Genomic DNA, 26,344 nt, shown 5'->3' with positions numbered 1-26,344 from the left:
CTAAGTATTTGCGAACATTCGCGGTGATTTGTGTCCATTTGCGGCTGATCGATTTTCATGATCCAAATGAAGCGCCCACCGAGATTTAGATCTCTGCGGTTTGTTCCTTGGCGTTGCCGATGTAGTTCATCGGGGTCATGCGTTTCAGCGACTCCTTGGCATGATCGGGCATATCCAGCTGATCGACAAAGGCCTGCAACTGGTCGGCTGTGATGCGTTGGCCACGCGTCAGCTCTTTCAGCTTTTCATAGGGTTTTTCGATGCCGTAACGCCGCATGACCGTCTGAATCGGCTCAGCAAGCACTTCCCAGTTTTGCTCCAGGTCCTCCAGCATGATCCGGCCGTCGGCTTCGAGTTTGTCCAGACCTCGTTGGATCGATTGCAGGGCAATGCTGGTGTGGGCAAGGCCGACTCCGAGATTGCGCAATACGGTGGAGTCTGTCAGGTCTCTTTGCCAGCGGGAGATCGGAAGCTTTGCTGCAAGGTGATCGAATATGGCATTCGCGATGCCCAGATTTCCTTCTCCATTTTCAAAATCGATCGGGTTGACTTTATGCGGCATGGTTGATGATCCGACCTCGCCCGCGACGGTCTTTTGTTTGAAATAACCCAGTGAAATATAACTCCAGGTGTCACGGCAGAAATCGATCAAAATGGTGTTCATGCGCCCAATGGCATCGAACAGCTCAGCGATATAATCATGGGGTTCGATCTGGATCGTATAGGGATTCCAGCCGATACCCAGGCTCTCAACGAACTGTCTGGCAAAATGCTGCCAGTCGACTTCGGGGTATGCGGCGAGGTGGGCGTTATAGTTGCCGACTGCACCATTGATTTTTCCCAGCAACGGGGTTGATGCGATCTGCTCACGTTGACGACGTAGCCGGTAGACCACATTCGCCAGCTCCTTTCCCATGGTGGTTGGTGAAGCCGGCTGTCCATGGGTGCGGCTGAGCATGGGTTGATCGGCCAGCTGGTGGGCCAGTTGTCTGATGCTGCCGATCAGTTCGTCGATTTGCGGTAACAGTACCTGGCCGCGTCCTTCGCGCAGCATCAGTGCATGCGACAGGTTATTGATATCCTCAGAGGTGCAGGCAAAGTGAAAGAATTCACTGATGCCTTCCAGTTCTTCGTTACCGGCAATCTTTTCCTTGAGGAAATACTCCACCGCCTTGACGTCGTGATTGGTGGTGCGCTCGATGTTCTTTACCCTTCTGGCATCCTCTTCACTGAAGTTATCTACGATGGCATCGAGGATGTTGACGGCATGCTCGCTGAGAGTGGGGATCTCCAGAATGTCATTATGCGTTGCCAGGGCCTGCAGCCAGCGCACCTCTACCGAAACTCGATGACGGATCAGGCCGAATTCGCTGAATATGGGTCGCAGGTCGGCACTTTTGCTGCCGTATCGGCCGTCGATGGGGGATACAGCTGTAAGCGAGGAGAGTTCCATTGAGTCAGTCCACCTGGTTGCTGAAAAAAGCGTGGATTATACCCGATCGCGGGCGACAGTTGCACAGAAAAGCGCCTCCGCTGTGTTAGGGCCTGTTAACAGGCCCTAGAGTGAATGCCATTGGCAGACCAGGCCGATATCCGGGCTTCACGACCGGTCTGCGTTCCCGTAAAGAGATTGGCAGTGTTCTCCCGCCATTGGATAATCAATCTGTTACTATTCGTTTTTCATATTATCCATGACTTCAGTCCCTGTCTCTTTCGTAGCGTCTACCATCTCACCTGTTTTGGTCTTTGCCGCATCATAGACCTCAGCACTCTTTTCACCCACAGCAGAAACGATCTCTTCTGTCTCTTCCTTTATCGTGCTACCCGCTTCGCTTGCGGCCTGTTTCGTATTTTCATAGATCTCTTTGCTGGTATCGACAACGGCATCGGCAGCATCACTCCCCATCTGTTTTGCTCCCTCGTAAGCCTCCTTGCTTGTGGTGGCAATGGTATCCGCCGCCTTACTGCCGGCCTCAGAGACTTTGTCAACCATGCTGGTTGAAGAACCTTGGGTCTCCTGAGATGTGGTGGCGCTTTGCTGGTTGTCGGATTGGCTGCAGGCTGCCAGGGTGAACAGTCCACTCAGGGCAATGACAAGCTTGGTATTGCTCATATTCGTATCCTCTCAATGTGTTGTAAGTTATATATTCCACTGCGGCTCTGCAGCGGTTACTCTTTATACATTGAAATGCTGTCTGTTTTCTGTCACTTAGTATGCCGAGTTAACGTTTTTTCACATTGGTTTGGTGAAAGGAATCGATCAGGTGTGACTCATTCAATCAATCTGATTGAATATTTGATTAAATGTCTTGATGCAGATCGTCTAGGAGAGTTCTACATGCTTGGATGTAACGCTTGCGCACAAACAGCAATTGTCTCCTTCTACCCCCTGTCTGCCGCCAAAGGGTAGCCGCTCTGATGCCTGACAACAGCAGGGCACGGATTTTATTTACATTGTCGTTGTTCTGCAGGTAAACGGGCTCACCGCTTACCATGATTCTAGGTGAGAGCTGGCTGATATTGTCTGCATAGATCTCCGCCAGGGCACCGAGAATATTGCTGTGTGTGGCGGGAAAGTGGGCCAGTCTTTGGGCAATTGTAGTGATACCCTGCTTTATCCTTTCCAGTCGGTCCAGATGACGACTGAGTTTTCTTTCCAGTTGTACCAGGCCAAGCAGATAGCGTGTCAGCTCATCGTCACGCGCCTCTTCACCGCTCAATTGCCGATAGGCCAGTCGCAGGCCGGGTGCGATTCCTTCCAGGCCTCCATACACATCCTGCACACTCTCGGCATCGATCTGAAACAGGCTATGAATATTCGCCGCAATGCTGTCTGCATCGACCAATCCACGACGCGCAACCTGTTGTACCAGATTGGCTGCCTGATATATGCCCGATAGGGCTATTGCGCGATCGCTGTCTCTATATTGCATTTCTTTTCACACTACTGGGGCTGAATTGCTGAGCCTAGGGCCTGTTAACAGGCCCTAGTTTATTGATTCCTGATACTCTCGCTATCTACAATGATACCCCCACCAAGACATCTATTGTTGTGATAGAACACAATCGACTGCCCGGGGGTTGCCGCCCGTTGAGCCGAATCGAATACTACCTGATAGCGTCGATCGTCCCGGGGAAGGATGCGACAGGACTGGAGGGGCTGACGGTGACGAATTCTTGCCAGGCCCTGCAAGGGACCGGATGGTGGACGACCCGCCACCCAGTGCATCTGATTGGCGGTCAGTTCCTGACACATCAACATGGGGTGATCATGACCCTGTACTGCAATCAGGACGTTTCGACGAAGATCCTTTGCTGCCACGAACCAGGGCGCCTCGATTGTGTCGCGTCGGCCGCCTATGCCCAATCCCTGCCGCTGGCCGAGAGTGTAGTAGATCAAACCGTGGTGCCGGCCCAGTAGATTACCCTGGGGATCCTCGATGTCGCCTGGCTGAGCCGGGAGAAAGCGTTGCAGAAAGTCTCGAAACTTACGCTCCCCAATAAAGCAGATCCCTGTACTGTCCTTCTTTTTGTGGTTTGGAAATCCCGCCTTATGTGCAATCTCCCTGACCTGGTGCTTATTCAGCTGTGCCAAGGGAAACAGGCTGTGACTCAAGGCTCTTTGTCCCAACATATAGAGAAAATAGGTTTGATCCTTATCCTCATCCTTGGCTCTGTGCAGATGATAGCCCTCGTCATCCTTTACCACTGCGGCGTAGTGCCCGGTGGCGATTATGGATGCCTGCAACTGATCGATTGCATGGTCGAGAAAGGCCTTGAACTTGATTTCACGGTTACATAACACATCGGGATTGGGCGTTCTGCCTGCACCATACTCTTCGAGGAAATAGGCAAATACGCGGTCCCAGTACTCGGTAGAAAAGTTGACCGTATAGAGTGGAATCTTTAAACATTCAGCTACCGCCTGGGCATCTGCCAGGTCTTCGGCTGCGGAACAGTAATCTTCGCTGTCATCTTCCTCCCAGTTCTTCATGAACAAGCCTTCGACCTGATAGCCCTGCTGTTGCAACAGTAAGGCTGCGACGGATGAGTCCACACCACCTGACAAACCGACGATGACTCTGCCTTTATCTGCCATGATGGGGCCTCTTTCTTCCTTGATCCGGTTCTTCACGGGCACCATCGACGATGAGCCATTCTCCAGGTTGGATATTCTTCAGACGCCAGCGGTCCACGGCTACACGGATCAGGCGCAGAGTAGGGTATCCGACAGCTGCCGTCATACGGCGAATCTGACGATTACGCCCCTCCCGAAGCTGAATCTCGAGCCAGGATGTGGGGATTGACGCCCGATAGCGAACGGGCGGATTTCTGGGCCAAAGTTTCGGTTCCTCGAGCTGCCTGACTTTTGCCGGCAGTGTCAGTCCGTCCTTTAGCTGAACACCTTTTCGAAGTCGTGCCAGGGCGTTGGCATCCGGTATACCCTCAACCTGGACCCAGTATCGTTTCCAACGCTTGCGACCGGGATCCGTAAGACGGTGCTGCAGTTTACCGTCATCGGTGAGCAGCAGCAGGCCCTCACTGTCACGGTCAAGCCGTCCAGCGGCATAGATCCCTTTCATGGTGATGTAGTCGGCGAGGGTCTCACGCCCCTCGCTATCTGAAAATTGAGTGAGAACGCCATAAGGCTTGTTGAAAAGAATCAGCATTCAAGAATGACCGCGTTGGATTCCAATTCGTTCTGATAAAAGGCGCTATCATAGTATCCCGGCGGTTAAACTGGAACCTGACGATCTTCGCTGTTTGGAAACAGGGCAGGCATATCGGCACGCTACCCCGCAATAGACAGGATACACATGTTGAATCCAAGGGCCGGGTCAAACCTCCCTTGTTTACCGCGTTGCAGAGGTATCAGTGTATTGGAAATAGAAAAGCCGGATCGGGATCACCGAACCGGCTTTTGCGTTTACTGATTCAGGGACCAGCTTTATTCGCTTGCTGCAACCCGTTGGATATTGGTTGCATGAAGTCCTTTAGGTCCTTGACTGATCTCAAACTGGACCTTTTGACCCTCCTTCAGGGTTTTGTATCCATCCATCTCAATGGATGAAAAATGGACGAAAACGTCCTGGTCTCCATCTTCCGGGGTTACAAAACCGTAGCCCTTGGCGTTGTTAAACCACTTTACGACTCCAGTCGCCATAGCTATTACTCCTCACTATCGATGACCCGGGAGGGTGGAGTGGTAGTAACGAAATGGTTGAGATTTGGAGGATTGGAGAGATCAAAAACCGACATGAAGATCGGTTCTGTACGGGATATTCGAGAATCTCCACGCAATGCCTCACTTTAGTCCATACACTCAACGTTTACCGCTACCTTTTATTCTGCAGAGAGGCTCAAAACTGCTCTGTCCACCTGCCCAAGTACCAGCCATTAAAAAAAAACAGTGGGCGTCAACATAACAGCCCGAATTCCAGTGTTCCTGTTCCTTCTAAAATGGGAACCATTATCAACACTGTAGGAGAAAGTATAGTGCTCTATCGTTGTCGGTCAACAAATATGTAAATTTTCACAAACTTTCCACGCTTGTATTGGTAATTACCCTAATAATGGGTGTCTGTTAATACGAAGAATCCCTAGTTAGCTTATACCCATTACGAGATAGTTAGAGATTTTCTGCCTGATGAAAATGTGAGTGTGTCGTTTGTTGGAACTAGCGACTTTTGACGGTTTGGTATTCAAATCAGCTCCTCAATATAGGTAAAATGGAAACTTGTAATCTGCTTACACTATCCTTCTGAGCTAAACAAATATCCCGAATATAATTCCGCTTTTCAGGCCGTTTAGGCCTGCTAGAATCAGCCATTATGAGTAATCGAGAACAAACATCACACGAAGACGGTCTAGCATTAAAGGAGGCAGTGCCAAAACTTAAAAAACCTCCATTGTTTAAGGTTATTATTCTGAATGATGACTATACACCGATGGAATTTGTGGTTTTGGTTTTGGAAACCTTTTTTGACATGGACAGGGAAAAGGCGACCCGAGTGATGCTTCATGTTCATACCCGCGGTGTGGGTGTGTGTGGCGTGTTTACTAAAGACGTGGCTGAGACAAAGGTGTCACAAGTCAATGATTACTCTCGCAGCAACCAGCACCCGCTGATGTGCACCATGGAGGAGACATAAGCGGCGCTATATGGAGTTCCTGAGATGTTGAATAAAGAGTTGGAATTTACCCTGAACCAAGCATTCAAGAATGCCAAAGAACGACATCATGAGTTCATGACGGTGGATCATCTCTTGCTTGCCTTGTTGGACAATCCCACCGCCGTCGCGGTACTGCGTGCCTGTGGGGCGGATATCGAGAGCATGCGTAAGAATATCAGCAGCTTTGTTGAAGAGACAACACCACTAATTCCGGATGGTGATGAGAGGGAGATTCAACCCACCTTAGGATTTCAACGGGTGCTGCAAAGGGCAGTTTTTCATGTCCAATCCTCGGGGAAAAATGAGGTTACCGGCGCCAATGTGCTGGTGGCGATATTCAATGAACAGGACTCACAGGCGGTCTTTTTTCTGAACGAGCAAAATGTAAGTCGGCTGGATGTGGTCAACTATATCTCTCACGGCATCTCCAAGGTTGACGGCACGATTCAGGATGAGGCGCCAGCCGAACTGTCCAGTGAATCCAAAGGGGATGGTCAGACAAGTCCGTTGGAGAGCTATGCCACGAATCTCAATCAACTGGCGGAACAGGGTAAGATCGATCCCCTGATCGGTCGTTTGCAAGAGGTTGAACGTACCGTTCAGATACTCTGCCGGCGGCGCAAAAACAACCCGCTGCTGGTGGGAGAGGCCGGTGTAGGCAAAACCGCTATCGCAGAGGGATTGGCCAAGAAAATCGTTGACAAAGAGGTACCTAACGTACTTGCCAATGCAACAATCTATGCCCTTGATCTTGGGACGCTGGTTGCGGGTACGAAATACCGTGGTGACTTCGAGAAACGCCTGAAGGCGGTTCTTGCCGAGTTGAAACGGGAAAAGGATGTGGTTTTGTTCATCGACGAGATACATACCATTATCGGAGCAGGGGCTGCATCCGGTGGGGTTATGGATGCCTCGAACCTGATCAAGCCTGTGCTCGCATCAGGGGAGCTGCGCTGTATCGGTTCCACAACCTACCAGGAGTTCAGGGGGATTTTTGAAAAAGACCGCGCCCTGGCACGGCGCTTCCAGAAGATCGATGTGGAAGAGCCCACCGTGGCAGAGACGGTGGAGATCCTGAAGGGCCTGAAGTCCCGATTCGAGGAGCATCACCATATCGAGTACACACAGGATGCCTTGAACAGCGCCGCAGAACTCTCTGACAAATACATCAACGACCGCCATCTGCCCGATAAGGCCATCGATGTCATCGATGAGGCGGGTGCGAATGTGCAACTGCAACCGCTGGAACAGCGTAAGAAGGTCATCGACGTGGATGAGGTCGAGGCTATTGTGGCGAAGATTGCGCGGATCCCGCCGAAGAAGGTCTCCACTTCCGATACCGAGGCCCTGCGCAACCTTACACGTGACCTGAAGCTGGTCGTATTTGGCCAGGATCCGGCCATCGATGCCTTGACAGCGGCCATACGCATGAATCGATCCGGACTGGTCAATGAAGGCAGGCCGGTCGGCTCCTTTCTCTTCACCGGTCCCACCGGTGTCGGCAAGACTGAGATCAGTCGTCAGCTGGCGAGGATCTTGTGTATGGAGCTGATCCGCTTCGATATGTCCGAGTATATGGAACGCCACACAGTATCCAGGTTGATCGGCGCACCGCCAGGGTATGTCGGTTTTGACCAGGGGGGATTGCTGACTGAGGAGATTGCAAAGCATCCTCATTGTGTGTTGTTGCTCGATGAGATCGAGAAGGCGCACCCGGATGTCTTCAATTTACTGCTGCAGGTGATGGATCACGGCACCCTGACCGACAACAATGGCCGCAAGGCGGACTTCCGCAATGTTGTGATCATCATGACCACCAATGCCGGCGCCCAGGAGATGAGCCGCTCGTCCATCGGATTCACCAAGCAGGATCATAGCAGCGACGGCATGGAAGTAATCAAGAAAATGTTCACCCCCGAGTTCAGAAATCGTCTTGATGCAATCATTCAGTTCGCTGGCCTCTCACCAGAGCATATCGCTAAGGTGGTCGATAAATTCATTTTCGAATTGGAAGGGCAGCTACAGGAGAAACATGTCAACCTGGTGGTTGAACCGGAAGCCAGGGTATGGCTGGCAGAGCATGGCTATGATCCGAAGATGGGCGCCCGGCCGATGGCAAGGTTGATTCAGGATGAGATCAAAAAGCCCCTGGCGGAAGAACTGCTGTTTGGTAAGCTGGCCGGTGGAGGGGTGGTTAAGGTCGATGTCGCGAATGACAAGCTGCAGTTTGATATTGTCGGGGAGCAGGTACCCGATGCCACCCTGGATGATAACTGATTGTTCTCAACGGGCGCGATAGGTGATACGTCCTTTGGTCAGATCGTAAGGGGTCAACTGTACAGTGACCTTGTCCCCGGTGAGGATACGGATGTAGTGCTTGCGCATCTTGCCTGAGATATGGGCTGTCACTACGTGACCGTTCTCCAGTTCCACGCGGAACATGGTGTTCGGCAACGTCTCGATTACAGTGCCTTCCATCTCAATAAAGTCTTCTTTCGCCATACTAATGCTCAATCATTTTAAAAAAACCGGGCGGATTATAGCACAGCGCCCGAGATAAAAATCCGCCATTATCAGTATATTTGCGCATATAGCAAGTAGTTCCGCTTTTCCGCCCTGATGCAGGGTGTTCGATGGCGATATCCGGATCCGGGATCTGGCTGGCATCGCTTCATCACCCGACAACGGATCGTTGCCCTGTCTTTTTGCGGCACAATCTGGTGTGTCCATGTGTGGCAGCTGGGGCCGGTCGACACAAATACAGTCGGTACTGTTGTGTTTTTTCCGTCAAGCAAGGAAGAGTGATTCACTGTGGTTATTCTAAATGAGCGAATGAGAGCGCCGCCGGGCAAAAAAATAACCTCATTTCTGCAGCCACCACGGAGTTGATTGGTTTTGTGCTGACAGGCCGTAAATAAGTTATTGAAAGACATGAATTTAAATGGGCTTCGCTAGGGTTTGGCAGTGCTGGTGGACTACTGATTCGCTGAATATCTTCTGCAAACAGCTCAGTGGATCTTGATCGGTGATGAATTCTTTCCCGGCTGAGAAATCGAAATCATAAGGTATTAGAGGATTTCTCAGGGTCATTCTGATTCAGTGTGACTCATTGCATCTCAGGAGATAGACAACATGAAGCTGAATGACAACTGCAATCGGCGCGAACTGCTACTGGACACTATTTCGCTTGCCTCACTATCGGTCCTGCCGGGTGCGGCTATCGCTGCTGCGCTAATACCCACACCCTATCAGACCGCCGGGCCTTTCTACCCTACCCGTATCCCATTGGACAGCGATAACAACCTGGTCGATGTCGAGGGCAGGAGCCGTCCCGCCAGGGGGCAGATCACGCACATTTTCGGCCGCCTGCTTGATTCCAACGGTCAACCGTTAACTGATGCCCAAGTCGAAATCTGGCAGTGTGATGCTTTTGGTTATTACCACCATGCACGTGATCGGGGAGGACTTGCTGATCCGGATTTTCAGGGATTCGGCCGTACTGTCGTTGACGGTAACGGTGGCTATCGGTTCCGTACCATCCGTCCCGTCTCCTATCCGGGGCGGACGCCGCATATCCACTTTCGTGTGATCGGCGACGGTATAGAGGGTTTCACCACGCAGATGTATGTGGCGAATGAGTCGGGAAACGACACTGATTTCATTCTCAACAGAGTGCGGAATCCACAATCCCGCGCCTCAGTAATCGTACCGCTCGAACCGGCACCGGAAATCGAGTCGGGTGCCCTGGCCGGCCGCTTTGATATCGTGTTAGGGCTTCATCCCTCCATGTAGCATGATAAACAGCGTTTTTGGTACAGATTTTTTTGCCGCAAATGAATGCGAATAATTGCAAATAGGAAATCATAACTCATTGGATATCAATATCTATACTGTCTCAAATCTTGGGTTTGGCGCGTTGTATGATGGTTCTGAAGGGGATATGTTCGGGTAGCGTGCCGTACATATAACTATGGTTATAAGCTAATCGGCTGAGGACAAATGACTCTGCGATGGTTGCATCCGAAAACTGAATCAGCGTAGCAGCCTGCCAGAGCAGTGCCATGCTTTCGACAAATCGGCGCAGTGCGTATTCATTCTGGCTTTTCATCAACAGCTGTTGTTTGAATTCACCCAGTGCTTCGTCATAGAGATCAAGATGATTTTTCGCTTTCTCGAGTTCGATAAGAAAAATATCGAGTGTATTCGGGTTCTTCTCCAGGGCACGGACGACATCCAGGCATTGGATGTTTCCCGAACCCTCCCATATGGCGTTAATGGGTGACTCCCTATAGAGACGAGCGAGAACATTGTCTTCCACTACGGCCACACCGCCTACCGATTCCATGGCTTCATAGGTGTGCTGAGCAGCACGCTTGCATATCCAATACTTGCCGATTGCAGTCCCGATGCGAAACAGCAGGCGTTCATCATCACTATCTTTGTCCAGCGCGTGGGCCAGCCGCATGCCGATGGCCAGTGCGGCCTCCGCTTCAATTGCCAGATCGGCCAGGACGTTTTGCATCAGGGGGTGGTCTTGGAGATTTCGTCCAAAGGCTGTGCGTGCACCAGTGTGATGCAGCGCTTGCGCGGTCGCATGCCCCATTATCGCCGATGATCCGATCATGCAATCAAAACGTGTCATGGCGACCATTTCCAGAATGGTCCTGACACCCCGGCCCTCCTCACCGATCATCCAGGCAAAGGCGCCGCCATACTCGATTTCAGCCGATGCGTTCGATACATTACCCATCTTGTTTTTCAATCGTTGAATATGGATGGCATTTTTCGTACCGTCCGGGCGCCAGCGCGGCAGCAGAAAGCAGGTCAGACCGCTATCCGTATTGGCGAGCGTGAGAAAGGCGTCTGACATGGGTGCCGAGCAGAACCACTTGTGACCCACAAGTTCATAGCTTTCACCCGGACCGGGTGCGCCAATGGGGAAGGCTCTGGTGGTGTTGGTGCGGACATCCGAACCTCCCTGTTTCTCCGTCATCGCCATGCCGATGGTCAAGCCCTGTTTTTCATAATAGGGCAGGTTTCTCGGATCATAGAGAGCTGCTGTGATCTTCGGTATCCACGCTTGTGCGATATCGGGTTGATGTCTGATGGTGGGTATGGAAGAGAAGGTCATGGTCAGTGGGCATCCGCTGCCCGGGTCCGCTTGTGTGTGTAGATATTCGATCCCGGCCCTGACCACATGCGCACCGGTTTTTTGCACAACCCATGGCAGGTTATGGTGTCCCGCATCGATTGCCGCTGTCATCAGGCGGTGATAGGCGGGATGGTATTTTATAAAATCGAGCCGATGACCGAAGCGATCATGGCTATGAAACTCGGGTTTATAGGCATTGGCGTCAAACCCCGCCTCTTGCAGCTCGTTTCCGACAAGTTGACCGTACGCCTGTAGTCTCTGCTCTCCCCATTCACCACCAAGTGTTTTTATATAGTGCTGCAATATGGCGTCTGATCGGTAAGCGTTATATTTTTCCAGGGGGGGTGGTTGGTTCAAGACCGCGTGTGTATCGAACGTCACTTTAGGTTGTTGCATAATTTGCACCTCGCTTACCCGGACACCGTTCCCGGCTTCCAATCCTTGAAAATTACGACAACTTAACGAAAGGGATGTTTTTCCAGGGATAATGGTTCCCGATCACCCATGATGCTCTGCCATGGTAAGACGGCATGAATCCAGAGAATAATATGTCTATTCCGCCAGGGGATTTTCTCCCTGTCGCCAATTGGCCAGGTATTTTTCGAAAAGATGGAAATCCTCTCCTTTATGCTCGGTAAAGGTGACGTAAATATGCTGTTTAGGAATATCAAGGGTTTTATGCAATATCTCCATAAAGCCTAACGCCAGGGTTCTTCGTTGCTCAATATTGCGACCGTCTCTGATATCTGCATTGATAACGGCAACGCCTTTCTCCGGTTCTTTAACGCGTCCAATTGAGAGATTGTGAGTACCGAGCTCACGAATCGAAACTGCAATATGATCTGTGCCTGTATCCATAACCGCGGCAAAAAGCGAGCACACCTGGGAAGCGATTGCCTGCTTCTCTATGTCTGTAATCTCTTTGTTTATTTCAAATTGTAAATGCGGCATTAACTCACCTCATCTCAGTAGTCTTAAATGCTAAACATCCGGTTTTGGTGAATATTTGAATATAGGAAGAGAAGGGGAAAGTGGCAATGTGGCAACAAGACCTAGGAGGGTTTGGTTGCCTACCCTCCTTCATTAGAGGGTATAGTCAATGCGATAGGGTAAAACCCAAGTTGTACCGTGTTGCAGAGTTATTAATTAAATTTGCGTTTATTCGCGTTCATTTGCGGATAAAACATTCTCGAGCATTTGCGGCTTGCTTTCACAATACCCCCCATAAGTAGGAAGGGGGGGAGTTGCTACAGGTTTCTGATTTTTTCCAGCTGCACGCGCAGGGTTTCGAGGGCGCCTTTGGCCTCCGCCAGTTTTTCGCGCTCCTTCTCTACCACGGCTTGCGGTGCTTTATCGACAAAGCTGGCATTGGCCAGTTTCCTTTCGATGCGGTCCACATCGGATTGCAGACGTCCGGTCTCCTTTTCCAGGCGCTTGATTTCAGCTTCCTTGTCGATCAAGCCCGCCAGAGGAATCAATACCTTCATCTCACCCACCAAAGCGGTGGCCGATTCAGGTCCTTGTTCGTCATCAGCCAACACTTCGATAGATTCGGTTTTGGCAAGGAAGTCGAGATAATGTCGATGCTGCTCTGCCAGGGCCCTGTCATGCTCACTGGCATCGGCCAGGAGTACCGGTACCGGTTTTCCCGGCGAGATGTTCTGTTCACCCTTGATCTTTCGAATGCCCAGTATGAACTGCATCACCCAGGCCATTTCAATCTCCGCTTCATCATCGATCAAGGATTTACGTTGTGTGGGAAAGGGTTGTTGCATGATCGTGGCCCCCTCCTGTTCTTCTCCGATGACACCGGCGATGGGGGCAACACGCTGCCAGATCTCTTCAGTGATGAATGGCATGATCGGATGAGTCAGGCGCAACAGATTCTCCAGTACCCTGACCAGGGTGCGTCGTGTTCCGCGCTTCGCTTCGGCAGTTGCATTCTCGTCATTGAGTACCGGTTTACTCAGTTCCAGGTACCAATCGCAATACTCGTTCCAGGTGAACTCGTAGATTGCCTGGGCGGCATGGTCGAAGCGGTAACCCTCGATGGCTCCCGTTACTGTCTGCTTGGTTTTTTGCAGGCGCGACATGATCCAGCGGTCGGCGACCGATCGTTCCAGTTTGGCAGACGGCTCGGAGTGACCGGTTGTTACCCCCTGCACACCGCAATCCTGCCCTTCCACATTCATCATCACATAGCGGGTGGCGTTCCACAGTTTGTTGCAGAAGTTGCGGTAACCCTCGATACGACCCAGGTCGAACTTGATATCACGACCTGTGGCGGCCAGAGCGGCAAAGGTGAAACGCAGGGCGTCTGTGCCGAAGCTGGGTATGCCGTCGGGAAACTCCTTGCGGGTCTGCTTTTCAATCTTTTTAGCCAGTTGTGGCTGCATCATGCCGCTGGTGCGCTTTTCCACCAGCTTTTCCAGTTCGATGCCGTCGATAAGGTCGATGGGATCGAGTACATTGCCTTTGGATTTTGACATCTTGTCCCCGTGACCATCGCGGATCAGACCATGGATATAGACCTCATGGAAGGGGACATCTCCCATGAATTTGATGCCCATCATGATCATGCGTGCGACCCAGAAGAAGATGATGTCAAAGGCCGTGACCAGGACGCTGGTGGGGTAGAAATCTTTGAGACGATCGGTCTGTTGCGGCCAACCCAGCGTGGAGAAGGGCCAGAGTGCGGAGCTGAACCAGGTGTCTAGGACATCCTCGTCCTGTTGTAGGGGGTAGTCGTCATCAAGATTGTGACGAGCGCGGACCTCCGCCTCAGAACGACCGACATAGACGTTGCCCTGATCGTCATACCAGGCAGGAATGCGGTGTCCCCACCAAATCTGGCGGCTGATGCACCAGTCCTGGATGTTGCGCATCCATTCGTAATAGGTGTTTTTCCAGTTATCGGGGACGAAGCGGATCTTGCCGCGCTCCACCGCTTCGATGGCGGGCTTGGCCAGGGGGGCGATCTTGACGTACCACTGATCCGTCAGGAAGGGTTCGATGACTGCCCCGGAGCGGTCTCCTCTGGGCACCACCAGTTTGTGATCATCGATCTTCTCCAGTAATCCCTGTTCCTCAAGATCGGCAACGATCTGCTTCCGTGCATCATAGCGATCCATGCCGATATATTTTTCCGGGATCAGGCTGCCTTCAGTCTCGCCATTTTCACGTATCGAGGCATCCACGGTGAAGATATTGATCAGACCGCCGTGGATCTGTTCACTGATGGTGATCTCATCCCGGTGGCGCTGCCAGACCGCGTAGTCATTGAAGTCGTGGGCGGGGGTGATTTTGACGCAGCCAGTACCGAACTCCGGATCCACATGTTCTTCGTCGGCGATGATTGGGATACGGCGTCCGGTAAGGGGCAGTTCGAGCAGTTCACCGATCAGGTGTTTATAGCGTTCGTCACTGGGGTTTACCGCCACTGCACAGTCGCCGAGCATGGTCTCGGGACGGGTTGTAGCGACGACTAGATGGCCCTGGCCATTTGTCAGGGGATAGCGCATATGCCACATGTGGCCATACTCTTCTTCCGACAGGACCTCCAGGTCGGAGACTGCGGTGTGTAACTTGGGGTCCCAGTTGACCAGACGCTTTCCGCGATAGATCAAGCCCTCCTCATAGAGCCGGATAAAGACCTCCCTGACTGCATCGGAGAGTCCCTCGTCCATGGTAAAGCGTTCGTGCTGCCAATCCAGTGATGAGCCGAGCCTGCGCAGTTGGCGGGAAATATTGCCGCCAGACTCTCCCTTCCACTCCCAGATCCGTTCGATGAATTGTTCCCTTCCCAGATCGTGGCGTTTTTTGTTCTCCGCCTCCAGCTGGCGTTCGACCACCATCTGGGTGGCGATTCCGGCATGGTCGGAACCCGCCTGCCACAGGGTTTTGTCGCCCTTCATACGGTGGTAGCGGATCAGCGTATCCATGATTGTGTTGTTGAAACCATGTCCCATGTGCAGGCTGCCGGTGACATTGGGAGGTGGAATCATGATGCAGTAGCTGTCACTGCCGGTCTGGCCTGGGGCGAAATAGCCGCGTTCTTCCCAGGTCTGGTACCAGCGTTGCTCAATGGCGTGGGGGTCGTAGGTTTTTTCCATGGATCTCGTTAATGGTTCGGCAACAAAAAGGGAGTATTATACTGCTTGGTACGAATGTGGGTAGTTATCCAGTGTATTAATCATGCGGCAGGCAAGGTAGTCGGTATTTTCAGAATGAATTCGGTACGGGTCAGTTCAGATAATAAATAGAGGATATCTAAGAAAATGAGTCAAAAACGACATGTCTATGCATTTCACGAGGGAGATGGCAAGAATAAGAAACTGTTGGGAGGAAAAGGGGCAAACCTTTGTGAAATGACACAGTTTGGGTTGAATGTGCCACCCGGATTTGTGATCAGTACAGAGGCGTGTCTCGATTACCTGGCCAATGAGTCCAAGACCCTGCCCGATAATCTGATGAAAGATGTGCGCAGCCACATGGAGCAGGTGGAAGCAGCCACCGGCAAAGGGTTCGGCGATGCGGAGAATCCCCTGTTGGTTTCTGTACGTTCCGGTTCGGCAATGTCCATGCCCGGTATGATGGACACCATTCTCAATCTGGGGCTCAACAGTAATACCCTCGAGGGTGTAATCGAACAAACCGGGGATCAACGTTTCGGCTATGATGCCTATCGCCGATTCATCCAGCTGTTCGGTAAGGTTGCACTCGGTGTTCCGGATGAGGCCTTTGACGAGGAGTTTGAGGCGGTCAAACAGAATGCCCATGTCACCGAGGACGTAGGACTCTCTGCGGATGACCTGAAGGAGATCTGTGATCGTTTTCTCACGGTCTTCGAAAAGCATACCGGCCGGCCGTTTCCGGAAGACCCCTATGATCAGCTGGAGATCGCTATCAAGGCAGTATTCGGCTCTTGGATGGGCAAGCGTGCCGTCGACTACCGGCGTCAATTTAATATCACCCCGGAGATGGCCAACGGTACGGCAGTAAATGTCTGTACCATGGTGTTTGGCAATAGGGGGAATGATTCCGCCACCGGGGTGGCCTTCACCCGGAACCCGGGTACCGGTGAGAACAAGCTGTTCGGCGAGTATCTGGTGAATGCCCAGGGAGAAGATGTAGTAGCCGGTATCCGTACCCCCAAGCCGATTGCCCGTCTGGCGGAAGAGATGCCGGAAATGGCAGAACAGCTCGAGGAGCTGCGTCAGAAACTGGAGAGTCACTACAAAGAGGTGCAGGATTTCGAGTTCACGATCGAACGCGGCACCCTGTACTGTCTGCAGACACGGAACGGCAAGATGAACGCCACGGCCATGGTGCGCACCTCCGTGGAGATGGTTGAGGAGGGTTTGATCAGCAAGGAGCAGGCGTTACTGCGGATCGACCCGATCTATCTTGAACAGATGCTCTATCCCCGGTTGAACAATGAAAACAAGGCTGAACCAGTGGCTCAGGGTCTGCCTGCATCGCCGGGTGCAGCCAGCGGATTGGCGGTGTTCGACGCCGACCGGGCGGAGTTGATGGGCAAAGAGCAGGGACAGAAAGTGATTTTGTTGCGGGAAGAGACCAAGCCAGAGGATATACACGGTTTCTTCGCCTCGGAAGGGATACTCACCAGTCGTGGCGGTAAGACCTCCCATGCGGCAGTGGTGGCACGGGGCATGGGTAAGCCCTGTGTGGCCGGTGCAGAGGGAATAAGTGTCGATGTACAGCGCCGGGAGGCTGTGGCCAAGGGCACTGTGATCCGCGAGGGCGACATGATCACCATCGACGGTAGCAGCGGTAACGTCTTTCTGGGACAGATTCCCATGGTCGAGCCAGATTTTACCGAAGAGCTGAACAGATTGTTGAGATGGGCCGATGAGGCAGCCTATCTGCGTGTCATGGCGAATGCGGATACGGCGACAGATGCAAGCCGGGCATTGAAGTATGGCGCCATGGGGATCGGTCTGTGTCGAACAGAACGGATGTTCAATGCGGTCGACCGCCTGCCGGTGGTGATAGAAATGATCGTTGCTGAGACACCTGCTCAGCGCCAGGCCGCCCTGGATAAACTGCTGCCGATGCAACGCAGCGACTTCAAGGAGATTCTTGAGGTGATGTCGCCCAAGCCGGTGACCATCAGGCTTCTCGATCCCCCCATCCATGAGTTCTTACCCACTGAGCAACAGCTGTTGAGCGATTTGAGTGAATTGCATCATCTGCGCAATTCGGTGCGTGGCATGAATGTGCTTGCCGGCAGCATGATGCTGTTGCAGGATCCGGAACTTGCCAGGCAGGAGGCCGATTCACTGCGCCATATGGTTGATGAGAGTCTGGTGGAGCAGGCTATCGAGAAGAAAGAGACGATGCTGCGCAAGGTGCGGACACTGACAGAGACCAATCCCATGCTGGGCCATCGCGGTGTCCGTCTCGGCATCACATTCCCCGAGATCTATAGCATGCAGATCCGTGCCATCCTGGAAGCGGCTGCGGAGTGTGCCGCCAAAGACCTTGAGGTGCATCCCCAGATGATGGTGCCACAGGTTTGTACCGCCGAGGAGTTGAAGCGTGTCAAGGCCATGGTGGATGAGATTCGCGCAGATGTTGAGGCGAAATATGGGCAGAAGATCAACTTCCGTTTCGGCACCATGATTGAAGTGGTGCGCGCCTGCATGCGGGCCGATTCGCTGGTGGAGGAGGCGGAATTCTTCTCCTTCGGCACCAATGATCTGACCCAGGCAACTTTCTCTTTCTCCCGGGAGGATGCCGAGAATAAATTCCTACCGATGTATAACCAGAACGACATTCTCAAGGACAATCCCTTCGAAGTACTGGATGAGAAGGGTGTAGGCAAGCTCATGCAACTGGCTGTGGACTGGGGACGCCAAAAAAACAACAGCCTCAGCGTCGGCATCTGTGGCGAGCACGGCGGGCATCCCAGCTCGATCGCATTTTGTCATCGTGCCGGGCTCAATTACGTCTCCTGCTCCGCACCCAGGGTGCCTGTCGCCAGATTGGCGGCGGCCCATGCCAGTCTCCAACAGCAGTAGTTTTGCATTCTGTGGGCCGGGGTAATCTCCGGCCCACCTGGTCAAGATATCGGCCAAACAGTCGACATAATCCTATGGAAGATAAAGAAGTACCGGAGTGTACCCATGGGAGATTCTTGGCCATTCATGTCGTGGCTCAGAGAGAACCTCTACAAGCCTTCCTGATAAATTCCGGTCATTCACTAGTCTTCCCAGGGGCCTGTTAACAGGTCTTGCATCTCGGGAAATACCGGGATGAGGTGGCCTTCAAGTGGATTGAATACAGCCACCCTACCGCCAACCGCTGGAATGCAGGTGTATTGGTGACGGGTTATTTGCGTTTTAAGGAACATAGACAACGGTCGATTCCAGCCTTTCTGATCTCTGCGATACTCTGGCTGGGAGTAGCGATTGCCTTTGCTGAAAGCATCGATCTGACGGATGAGGCAGTTACCTGGGCGAAACAGAATTTTGGTGATCAGGCGGGGGATCGAGTCGCATCCTGGCGCCGATTGATGCTGGAAAGCAATCATATCGATGAAATCGAGAAGTTACGGCGTGTCAACGACTTCTTTAATCAAATCCCCTACCAGTCCGATGCCGACCTGTGGGGCAAGGAAGATTATTGGGCAACCCCATTGGAACTGCTGGTGCGAAAGGGAGGGGACTGTGAGGATTACTCCATCGCCAAGTATTTCACCTTGAAGGAGATGGGCGTCGCGGAAGAGAAGTTGCGCATTATGTATGTGAAATCGGTCAAGTTGAATCAATCCCACATGGTGCTGACCTACTATCCTGAGCCCTCCTCCATACCCAAGGTGTTGGATAATCTCAATCCTCAGTTGCTGTCAGCCAGTAACCGCCTCGATCTCACACCGGTATATAGCTTTAATGCCGATGGTTTATGGTTGGCAAAAAGCCTGGGCAGGGGAAAGAAGGTCGGTTCTTCAACCCGACTTAGCCTTTGGCAGGAGCTAAAACAAAGAATGCTGCAGGAGGCGAAGCGTTGATGGGAAAAAATGCAACATACATGGTTGATTACGAATTTATGGTTCCAATAGGCCATCGATGCTGTCATCATCGATGGGTATAGGGTGAAAAGCTCATGACGTTGTCGCGACAATTGATAATTTTGATCACTGTACTGCTGGTTCTGGTCTTCGCCGGTACCTTCTACATCAGTGTGCAAAACACACGTGCCTATCTTGAATCACAATTGGAGTCCCACGCACAGGACACGGCAACATCTCTGGGTTTGTCGATTTCAAAGCATATGGCCGAAAAGGATCTTGCCACGGTCACATCCATGACCGATGCGATCTTCGATCGGGGATACTACCGTCTTGTCGTAGTACAGGATATGCAAGGGGCGCCACTGGTTGAACGCAAACTGGCAGTCACACTTGAAGGCGTGCCTTCGTGGTTTATAGAGCAATTTCCACTCAGCACGCCGATAGGTGAGGCTATCGTAATGTCAGGTTGGGTACAGGCCGGAAAAGTGGTCGTGCAGAGTCATCCCGGTTTTGCCCATCGACAATTGTGGCAGAATAGTGTCGAAATCTTCAGGTGGTTTCTGGTCAGTGCACTGGTGGTCCTGCTTTTGGGTTTACTCTCACTGCAATTGGTGCTCAAGCCGTTGAGAGAGGTGGAACAGCAGGCGAATGCCATCGTCAATCGGGAGTTTCCGATAATTGAGAGGCTACCCAGGACCTTAGACCTACGCCGCATCGTCCTGGCAATGAATCGGATGTCCACAAAGGTCAAGGGGATGATCGAAAGGCTGGAACGGTTGACCGAGGGCCTGCACCGCCAGGCATCCCGCAATCCGGTTACCAATCTTACCAATAAACGTTTTTTCAACAACACCATCAAAAATCTTCTGGCATCGCCAGAGGAGTGCTCCAGTGGTTTACTGGCACTGGTAGAACTCAAGAATCTCAAGGAGATAAATGAGAATCACGGTTATCAGGCCGGTGATGAACTGCTGATACAGACCGCAGAGGTGCTGCGGTCGGTAAGCAAGTCGCTAAACAAAAGTTATCTGGCACACTTGAATGGCGGTGATTTTGCGCTGTTTGTCGAAGACATGGACGTGGTCGAGGCAGCCAAACTGGGCCAGGCCTTGTCAAGCGCGCTGTCCGGACTTGCCGATACCAGCCATGCGCTCACTCAGGATGTGGGGCATATCGGATTGGCCGCTTTCAACGGCTCTCAGGATCTTTCGGAATTGTTCTCGCAAGCGGATATGTCACTTCGGACCGCGCAAAGCGAGGGGCCAAATTCATGGCATCTCTATATGCCCGGTGAATTGGATAACGCCAGGATCAAGGGGGCGACCGATTGGCATACAACGATAAAAAGCGCATTGGCATCCGATAAATTTGTCCTGCAATTCCAGCCGGTATTTGCTTGTTGTGACAATACAATCCTCCACCAGGAGGTCTATGTGCGAATCAGGGAGGAGAATGAGCAGGGTGAAGCTCAACTCTTGTCTGCAGGCCTGTTTATTCCACATGCGGATAGACTCGGCTTGACGTCTGAGATCGATAAGATGGTAATCGTGAAAATTCTTGAACGTTTGCGGGAAGAGGTTGACGACAATACCCATTATGCCATTAATATCTCTCCTATATGTTTGAAAAACAGTTCATTTTTTGCCTGGCTTGAACGGCAGCTGGGTGATAATTCGGAGCTTTCACAACGCTTGATCTTTGAGATGCCGGAATATGGTGCTGTGGCGCAGCTGGATGACGTCAGCCGGTTTATTCAATTGATCAAACGCTATGGAGCGGCCTTTTCCCTTGATCATTTTGGCCGCAGCCAAAGTGCATTTGGCTATTTAAAGACAATAAAAGTTGATTTTCTGAAGATCGATGGCAGTTATCTCAGGGAACTCCAGGCAAGTGCCGAGAACCAGTTTTTTATTGAGGCGTTGGTCTATATTGCGCACGGACTAGAGATAAAAGTGGTTGGAGAGAACGTGGAGGCGGAACAGACTTGGGAAATTCTGCAACGACTCAATCTAGTGGGTGGGCAGGGCTACTTTTTAGGCAAGCCAGTGTAGTCGCCGCTACCAGGTATTACTCTCTCTGTTCTGCAACACTAGGAAAATTAAAGAATTTACTTCATGTGACGCTAAGGAATTAAAGGAGTTCGTCATCGTCGACGAGAAGTGGATCACCGGGTTGAAATACTGATCGAATCTGGTTTCGCATCAAGATTTTTTGCTGGGCGGCATTAGGCAGATCAGTGAACATAATCAGGTTTTTCTGAATAAGCAACTCGATCAGATCCTCGACGATGCGGATCATCCCTGCATCGGTCTCAGAGAGTAACTTTTTCGAAAGAGTGGTGGAACTGTTGTTGAATATAAATCCGATAACCTCGTCATCTGTGGCACTTACCTCCTCATCGGCGCCAGAAGAAGGGGTGTCCGAGAGATTGATGATATTGCCATCATTATCACGTTTCGCATACAACATAGAGATTCCTCGACAAGTAATTCTTTAGATCCTGGTAGTCATCTATTGAAAAGCAAGTGTCACGATACAATCCATGTCAGATATTAAAGCACAACAACAGCAACAGGATGTGATAGAGGAGTGGAAACACCCCACAGATGGATCTGCATTTGATGATCCGCTACTGGATTGTCTGGTTTTTCTAACCCGCTATTATGGACGTGTTCACTCACATGATGCCTTGCGTGCCGGATTGCCGCTGGAGAATCATCGCCTGACACCTGAACTTTTTCTGCGTGCGGCTGAACGTGCTCAACTCAGTGCAAGGATTGTTCGGCGTTCCATACAAAAAATCAATTCCCTGGTGCTCCCCGCCGTATTGTTGCTCAAGAACAGGCAGAGTTGTGTCTTGATGGAGCGTAGTGCAGATGGCAATCAATTGACCATTATGCAACCTGAGAGTGGGGAGGGTACACATCAAATAGCCATCGATGACCTTGAGCAACAGTACTCGGGGTATGCAATCTTTATCCGCTTGGAACATCGCTTTGATGACCGGACTCCCGAGGTTTTGAGACTAAACACCCGCCATTGGTTTTGGGGAACACTGGTAAAATCATGGCGAATCTACAGAGACGTGCTTGTCTCGTCACTACTTATCAATTTGTTCGCCTTGGCAAGTCCACTATTTATCATGAACGTCTATGACCGGGTGGTGCCGAATAATGCAATTGAGACTCTATGGGTGTTGGCGATTGGTATCTTCATAGTCTATTCATTTGATGTGATTATGCGGAGCCTCCGTGGTTACTTTATTGACGTTGCCGGTAAAAAGTCGGATATATTGCTTTCTTCCATGCTGTTCGAGCGCGTTCTCGGTATTAAAATGGCGGCGCGTCCACCTTCTGTTGGTGCATTCGCCAACAATCTGCGTGAATTTGAGAGTATCCGGGATTTCATTACGTCGGCGACAGTTGTGACCCTGGTCGATCTGCCCTTTGTTTTATTGTTTATCCTGGTTATTTGGTTTATTGGCGGGCCATTGGTATATGTGCCTGTAGTCTGTATTCCAATCGTGATTCTTTATGGGATACTGATCCAGTCTCCACTCAGGCGATCGGTTGAAGCCACGTATCGTGCATCGGCACAAAAGGGAGCGACATTGATCGAATCCTTGACCGCAGTCGAAACCATTAAGCATCTTGGTGCCGAGAGTGAAGTGCAGCGAAAGTGGGAACAGCTGACTGGTCACATCGCACAGTGGGGGGTTCGTTCACGTTTGCTGTCTGCTTCGGTTTCCAATGTGGCAACTTTCTTTCAACAGATGTCACAGGTGGGAATTGTGGTCCTCGGGGTCTATCTGATTGCTGAAGGAGAACTCAGTATGGGGGCCTTGATAGCCGGAGTCATTTTGGTGGGACGAGCCTTGGCTCCAATGGCTCAGGTGGCTAATCTTGCTGTGCGTTACTACCAGGCGAAGACTGCGCTCGGAAGTCTCAACAGTGTGATGGAACTGCCAGTTGAACGACCGGAAGGAAAATCATTTCTCAGCCGTGAGCAATTCCAGGGTGATATTGAACTGGATGATGTCACATTCGCCTATCCTGGTGAGGAAAAGGCGACATTGAGAAATGTCTCCATGTCGATTTCGTCCGGTGAGAAGGTCGCCATTATCGGTAAGGTGGGTTCCGGGAAGACCACAATCGAAAAGCTTATGCAGGGGCTTTACGATCCTGATTCCGGCGCAGTGCGTATTGATGGGGCTGATCTAAGACAGGTAGATCCTGCAGATCTCCGGCGCAGCATCGGTTACGTGCCTCAGGACATCATGCTCTTTTATGGCAGTGTCAGGGACAATATTGTTCTAGGGGCGCCCTACGCGGATGACAACGATATTCTACAAGTGGCACAAATTGCCGGTGTGATGGATTTTGTCAATCAGCACCCACATGGTTTTGATATGCAAGTGGGAGAGCGTGGCGAACATCTTTCAGGAGGACAGCGTCAAGCCATAGCCATAGCACGAGCTCTTTTACTCGATCCTCCTGTACTGATGTTGGATGAGCCCAGCAATTCAATGGACAACAGCACCGAAGCGATCCTGAAACGCCAGCTTTCCAAATATGCAGAGGATAAGACCTTGATTCTGGTGACCCATCGTTCATCATTGCTCGAACTGGTGGATCGACTGATCGTTATCGATGGGGGCAGGGTGATTGCCGACGGTCCTAAAGCACAAGTGCTTGAGGCCTTGAAACAGAGCCGGGGTGACAATTCCGCCAAGCCGGCAGAGGTATCTAAATGAATGGCGTAAGTTCAGATGCTGAGACACTTGAATTGAATGATGGACACTGAGTCTCAAACAATAGAAGTCGAAAGACAGGCAGATCCTTTGTCGTTTAAGTCTGAAAAACCAGGTAATGGCGACAACGATTTCATGGATGATAAGACTGCCGCACTGTTGATGCAGGCCCCCCGGGGTGGGCGGACTATTCTGTGGGTGGTGTTTTTGATAGTCATTCTGGCCATTGTTTGGGCAAGTTGGGCCGAGTTGGACGAGGTGACAAGGGGAGTTGGTAAGGTAATACCCTCCAGTCAAATACAGGTTATTCAGAATCTAGAGGGGGGAATACTTTCTGCATTATACGTACAGGATGGAGATACTGTTGAGCAGGGGCAGGTTCTACTACAGATAGATGACACACGATTCTCCTCTTCCTTGAGGGAAACACAATTACAGTTCTGGGCGCTGAAAGCCAAAGCTGCCAGGCTACAGGCGGAGACCGACAGTATGGCATTCGAGGCGCCGTCGGGTATGGCTGAAAAGTATCCAACTTTGGTAGATCAGGAACAGGGTCTGTTCAATTCACGGCAGAAAGAGTTGCAGACCAACCGTTCAATTCTGTCCAAGCAGGTTGAACAGATTAGCCAGGAGATAAAAGGACTTGAGGTAAAAAGTGTAAGATTGAAACGGAACCTGTCATTAGTAACCAAAGAGTTGGACTTGTCAAAACCGCTCCTGGAAGCAGGTGCCATTTCTGAAGTTGAAATCCTGCGGCTTGAAAGGGAGGTCAGCGAACTGGAAGGGGAACTCGAGACAACTAAATTAACTATCCCTCGTATGAAATCCCGCCTCGAAGAGGCAGAACAGAAGGTCTCTGAGATTTTAATTCGTTTCAAAAATGAAGCGCACGCTGAACTGAATGATGTACTTGCGGAACTCTCTAAGCTTAAGGAGACCAGCGTAGCGCTGGAAGACAGGGTAACCCGTACCGCAGTCCGTTCACCTGTGAAGGGTACGGTCAAACAGGTCATGATCAACACCCTGGGTGGCGTCATACAGCCTGGTATGGAATTGATGGAAATTGTGCCATTGGACGATTCCTTGCTCGTTGAGGCGAAGGTTGGTCCAAAAGACATTGCATTTTTACACCCAGGCCAGAAAGCGATTGTAAAACTGACAGCCTATGACTTTGCCATCTATGGAGCGCTTACGGGTAAAGTTGAGCATATCAGTGCCGATACTATCAAGGAGGAGCACGAACAGGAGAGTTTTTATCTTGTACGGGTAAGAACCGATAAAACAGACCTGGGTACCCAAGAGAAGGCATTGCCGATCATCCCCGGAATGCAGGCAGAGGTCGATATTCTTACCGGGAAAAAGAGTGTTCTCGAATATCTTTTTAAACCATTATTGCGCGCGAAAGGCAGGGCACTGAGAGAACGATAAGGTGATGCAGTTATCGATCAATCCTAATACTGACGAGATTTCAGGTATTGGTTCAGATGGGAATGAAAATCGCAATGCTGATGTGAGCGGCGATTTACAACAAAAGGTCATTCCCATCACCAATAAGATCCTGCTTTGCAGCTCGGATGAAGGTATCGCGAAACGCTGGCAAGAATCACTGAGTGAGGTGGGAGAATTGACGGCCGTATCATCCCGCGAAATGCTGATCAGCAAGCTGAATACTTACCAGACCGGTGTAGTACTCGTTGATCTGGAGCTGTTCAACAAGGACTACCGGGAAATTCCACAGTCGCTCTGCCAGCGATTTACAGATGTCGCCTTTATTATTCTCTCAGCCACACCAAATGATGTGGAAGGGCTCTACCTGATCTCACATGGTGTCAAAGGGTACTGCAATCGCTATATCTCCAAGGCGCTTCTGGTCAAAGCTGTTGAGTTGGTGCGGATGGGGGAAGTATGGGTGGGACGAAGCCTGTTATTCAAACTGATGAGCAGGTTAAGCTCGGTGAGTCCGCCCAAGGGTGAAGATCAGGCAAGGGAATCGGATATAGAATCAAAACTGTCAAAGCTAACTGATCGTGAGCGTGAGATAGCGCAACTTGTAGGTTCCGGAGATAGTAACAAGGTGATTGCCAAAAAACTCGACATCACTGAAAGAACTGTCAAAGCCCATCTCAGCTCTATTTTTAGGAAAACATCGACTAAAGATCGCCTCCAGCTTGGCCTGTTGATCAACAGTTGATCACGGTTTCCATAATTCTCAAAATATTATCAATTAAATCAAA

Annotated in this window: 20 protein-coding genes; 9 read left to right on the top strand and 11 right to left on the bottom strand. The window is 51.1% G+C overall.

Annotation, left to right across the window (positions count from 1 at the left end; all coding sequences use genetic code 11):
* Positions 1-85: 85 nt before the first annotated feature.
* From purB to cspD, 6 genes are all read right to left on the bottom strand, one after another.
* Positions 86-1,453 (bottom strand): adenylosuccinate lyase, encoded by a 1,368-nt coding sequence (gene purB / locus AB8516_RS06770; protein ID WP_108290038.1) that lies wholly within the window; start codon positions 1,451-1,453, stop codon positions 86-88.
* A 216-nt stretch (positions 1,454-1,669) separates the two neighbouring features.
* Positions 1,670-2,113 carry a hypothetical protein gene (locus tag AB8516_RS06765; protein ID WP_108290039.1) on the bottom strand — a complete coding sequence of 148 codons (444 nt, stop codon included), beginning with the start codon at positions 2,111-2,113 and terminating at the stop codon, positions 1,670-1,672.
* Between the two features lie 187 nt (positions 2,114-2,300).
* On the bottom strand, positions 2,301-2,933 hold the full coding sequence (hflD, locus tag AB8516_RS06760) for a high frequency lysogenization protein HflD (RefSeq protein WP_369159266.1): 633 nt from the start codon (positions 2,931-2,933) through the stop codon (positions 2,301-2,303).
* Between the two features lie 59 nt (positions 2,934-2,992).
* A complete protein-coding gene (gene mnmA, locus AB8516_RS06755; RefSeq protein ID WP_369159264.1) occupies positions 2,993-4,099 on the bottom strand; it encodes a tRNA 2-thiouridine(34) synthase MnmA in 1,107 nt (368 codons plus the stop codon).
* A complete protein-coding gene (locus AB8516_RS06750) occupies positions 4,089-4,670 on the bottom strand; it encodes a pseudouridine synthase (protein WP_369159262.1) in 582 nt (193 codons plus the stop codon). The genes mnmA and AB8516_RS06750 overlap by 11 nt, the downstream gene beginning before the upstream one ends.
* A gap of 278 nt (positions 4,671-4,948) precedes the next feature.
* The gene (gene cspD / locus AB8516_RS06745) at positions 4,949-5,164 is read right to left on the bottom strand and encodes a cold shock domain-containing protein CspD (RefSeq protein ID WP_069128451.1); all 216 of its coding nucleotides are present in this window, start codon (positions 5,162-5,164) and stop codon (positions 4,949-4,951) included.
* 667 nt (positions 5,165-5,831) lie between these two features.
* On the opposite strand from cspD, the gene clpS reads away from it, so the two are divergent.
* A complete protein-coding gene (gene clpS / locus AB8516_RS06740) occupies positions 5,832-6,152 on the top strand; it encodes an ATP-dependent Clp protease adapter ClpS (RefSeq protein ID WP_369159260.1) in 321 nt (106 codons plus the stop codon).
* A 24-nt stretch (positions 6,153-6,176) separates the two neighbouring features.
* Positions 6,177-8,450: an ATP-dependent Clp protease ATP-binding subunit ClpA gene (clpA, locus tag AB8516_RS06735; protein ID WP_108290044.1), complete on the top strand. Its 2,274-nt coding sequence runs from the start codon at positions 6,177-6,179 to the stop codon at positions 8,448-8,450.
* Positions 8,451-8,456: 6 nt separating this feature from the next.
* Here the strand turns inward: clpA and infA are convergent, their stop codons facing one another.
* A complete protein-coding gene (gene infA, locus AB8516_RS06730) occupies positions 8,457-8,675 on the bottom strand; it encodes a translation initiation factor IF-1 (RefSeq protein WP_069127521.1) in 219 nt (72 codons plus the stop codon).
* A gap of 630 nt (positions 8,676-9,305) precedes the next feature.
* Here infA and AB8516_RS06725 point away from each other — a divergent pair.
* A complete protein-coding gene (locus tag AB8516_RS06725; protein WP_369159257.1) occupies positions 9,306-9,965 on the top strand; it encodes an intradiol ring-cleavage dioxygenase in 660 nt (219 codons plus the stop codon).
* Between the two features lie 103 nt (positions 9,966-10,068).
* On the opposite strand, the gene AB8516_RS06720 is transcribed toward AB8516_RS06725, so the two are convergent.
* From AB8516_RS06720 to AB8516_RS06710, 3 genes are all read right to left on the bottom strand, one after another.
* Positions 10,069-11,721, bottom strand: coding sequence for an acyl-CoA dehydrogenase family protein (locus tag AB8516_RS06720; protein ID WP_369159255.1), 1,653 nt, complete (start codon positions 11,719-11,721; stop codon positions 10,069-10,071).
* Between the two features lie 156 nt (positions 11,722-11,877).
* Positions 11,878-12,276: a 4-oxalocrotonate tautomerase family protein gene (locus tag AB8516_RS06715; protein ID WP_369159253.1), complete on the bottom strand. Its 399-nt coding sequence runs from the start codon at positions 12,274-12,276 to the stop codon at positions 11,878-11,880.
* 296 nt (positions 12,277-12,572) lie between these two features.
* Complete coding sequence (locus AB8516_RS06710) at positions 12,573-15,437, bottom strand: valine--tRNA ligase (protein ID WP_369159251.1); 2,865 nt, start codon at positions 15,435-15,437, stop codon at positions 12,573-12,575.
* Between the two features lie 165 nt (positions 15,438-15,602).
* Here AB8516_RS06710 and ppdK point away from each other — a divergent pair, with 165 nt between their 5' ends.
* From ppdK to AB8516_RS06695, 3 genes are all read left to right on the top strand, one after another.
* On the top strand, positions 15,603-18,368 hold the full coding sequence (gene ppdK / locus AB8516_RS06705) for a pyruvate, phosphate dikinase (protein WP_108290049.1): 2,766 nt from the start codon (positions 15,603-15,605) through the stop codon (positions 18,366-18,368).
* 212 nt (positions 18,369-18,580) lie between these two features.
* The gene (locus AB8516_RS06700) at positions 18,581-19,357 is read left to right on the top strand and encodes a transglutaminase-like cysteine peptidase (protein ID WP_369159248.1); all 777 of its coding nucleotides are present in this window, start codon (positions 18,581-18,583) and stop codon (positions 19,355-19,357) included.
* A gap of 95 nt (positions 19,358-19,452) precedes the next feature.
* Positions 19,453-21,411 carry an EAL domain-containing protein gene (locus tag AB8516_RS06695; RefSeq protein ID WP_369159246.1) on the top strand — a complete coding sequence of 653 codons (1,959 nt, stop codon included), beginning with the start codon at positions 19,453-19,455 and terminating at the stop codon, positions 21,409-21,411.
* Between the two features lie 79 nt (positions 21,412-21,490).
* Here the strand turns inward: AB8516_RS06695 and AB8516_RS06690 are convergent, their stop codons facing one another.
* Positions 21,491-21,829, bottom strand: coding sequence for a hypothetical protein (locus AB8516_RS06690; protein ID WP_369159244.1), 339 nt, complete (start codon positions 21,827-21,829; stop codon positions 21,491-21,493).
* Positions 21,830-21,902: 73 nt separating this feature from the next.
* Between AB8516_RS06690 and AB8516_RS06685 the strand changes: the two genes are divergently transcribed.
* The 3 genes from AB8516_RS06685 (at position 21,903) to AB8516_RS06675 (ending at position 26,301) form a co-directional block, all read left to right on the top strand.
* Entirely contained in the window at positions 21,903-24,113 is a 2,211-nt protein-coding gene (locus AB8516_RS06685; protein ID WP_369159242.1) for a type I secretion system permease/ATPase, read from the top strand.
* 132 nt (positions 24,114-24,245) lie between these two features.
* Positions 24,246-25,538, top strand: a complete 1,293-nt coding sequence (locus AB8516_RS06680; protein WP_369159240.1) for an HlyD family type I secretion periplasmic adaptor subunit — start codon at positions 24,246-24,248, stop codon at positions 25,536-25,538.
* Between the two features lie 4 nt (positions 25,539-25,542).
* Entirely contained in the window at positions 25,543-26,301 is a 759-nt protein-coding gene (locus AB8516_RS06675) for a LuxR C-terminal-related transcriptional regulator (protein ID WP_369159238.1), read from the top strand.
* Positions 26,302-26,344 lie beyond the last annotated feature (43 nt).

Origin of the sequence: Candidatus Thiodiazotropha sp. LNASS1, from assembly GCF_964212655.1 — a bacterium.
Lineage (GTDB): Bacteria > Pseudomonadota > Gammaproteobacteria > Chromatiales > Chromatiaceae > Thiodiazotropha.
Note: the sequence above shows the minus strand (reverse complement) of the source record. Positions and strands in the feature narration are given on the sequence as shown.

Excerpts from the sequence above, each read along its gene's own strand:
- purB (WP_108290038.1), bottom strand. The coding sequence starts at position 1,453 with ATGGAACTCTCCTCGCTTACAGCTGTATCCCCCATCGACGGCCGATAC.
- AB8516_RS06765 (WP_108290039.1), bottom strand. The coding sequence starts at position 2,113 with ATGAGCAATACCAAGCTTGTCATTGCCCTGAGTGGACTGTTCACCCTG.
- hflD (WP_369159266.1), bottom strand. The coding sequence starts at position 2,933 with ATGCAATATAGAGACAGCGATCGCGCAATAGCCCTATCGGGCATATAT.
- mnmA (WP_369159264.1), bottom strand. The coding sequence starts at position 4,099 with ATGGCAGATAAAGGCAGAGTCATCGTCGGTTTGTCAGGTGGTGTGGAC.
- AB8516_RS06750 (WP_369159262.1), bottom strand. The coding sequence starts at position 4,670 with ATGCTGATTCTTTTCAACAAGCCTTATGGCGTTCTCACTCAATTTTCA.
- cspD (WP_069128451.1), bottom strand. The coding sequence starts at position 5,164 with ATGGCGACTGGAGTCGTAAAGTGGTTTAACAACGCCAAGGGCTACGGT.
- clpS (WP_369159260.1), top strand. The coding sequence starts at position 5,832 with ATGAGTAATCGAGAACAAACATCACACGAAGACGGTCTAGCATTAAAG.
- clpA (WP_108290044.1), top strand. The coding sequence starts at position 6,177 with ATGTTGAATAAAGAGTTGGAATTTACCCTGAACCAAGCATTCAAGAAT.
- infA (WP_069127521.1), bottom strand. The coding sequence starts at position 8,675 with ATGGCGAAAGAAGACTTTATTGAGATGGAAGGCACTGTAATCGAGACG.
- AB8516_RS06725 (WP_369159257.1), top strand. The coding sequence starts at position 9,306 with ATGAAGCTGAATGACAACTGCAATCGGCGCGAACTGCTACTGGACACT.
- AB8516_RS06720 (WP_369159255.1), bottom strand. The coding sequence starts at position 11,721 with ATGCAACAACCTAAAGTGACGTTCGATACACACGCGGTCTTGAACCAA.
- AB8516_RS06715 (WP_369159253.1), bottom strand. The coding sequence starts at position 12,276 with ATGCCGCATTTACAATTTGAAATAAACAAAGAGATTACAGACATAGAG.
- AB8516_RS06710 (WP_369159251.1), bottom strand. The coding sequence starts at position 15,437 with ATGGAAAAAACCTACGACCCCCACGCCATTGAGCAACGCTGGTACCAG.
- ppdK (WP_108290049.1), top strand. The coding sequence starts at position 15,603 with ATGAGTCAAAAACGACATGTCTATGCATTTCACGAGGGAGATGGCAAG.
- AB8516_RS06695 (WP_369159246.1), top strand. The coding sequence starts at position 19,453 with ATGACGTTGTCGCGACAATTGATAATTTTGATCACTGTACTGCTGGTT.
- AB8516_RS06690 (WP_369159244.1), bottom strand. The coding sequence starts at position 21,829 with ATGTTGTATGCGAAACGTGATAATGATGGCAATATCATCAATCTCTCG.
- AB8516_RS06685 (WP_369159242.1), top strand. The coding sequence starts at position 21,903 with ATGTCAGATATTAAAGCACAACAACAGCAACAGGATGTGATAGAGGAG.
- AB8516_RS06680 (WP_369159240.1), top strand. The coding sequence starts at position 24,246 with ATGGATGATAAGACTGCCGCACTGTTGATGCAGGCCCCCCGGGGTGGG.
- AB8516_RS06675 (WP_369159238.1), top strand. The coding sequence starts at position 25,543 with ATGCAGTTATCGATCAATCCTAATACTGACGAGATTTCAGGTATTGGT.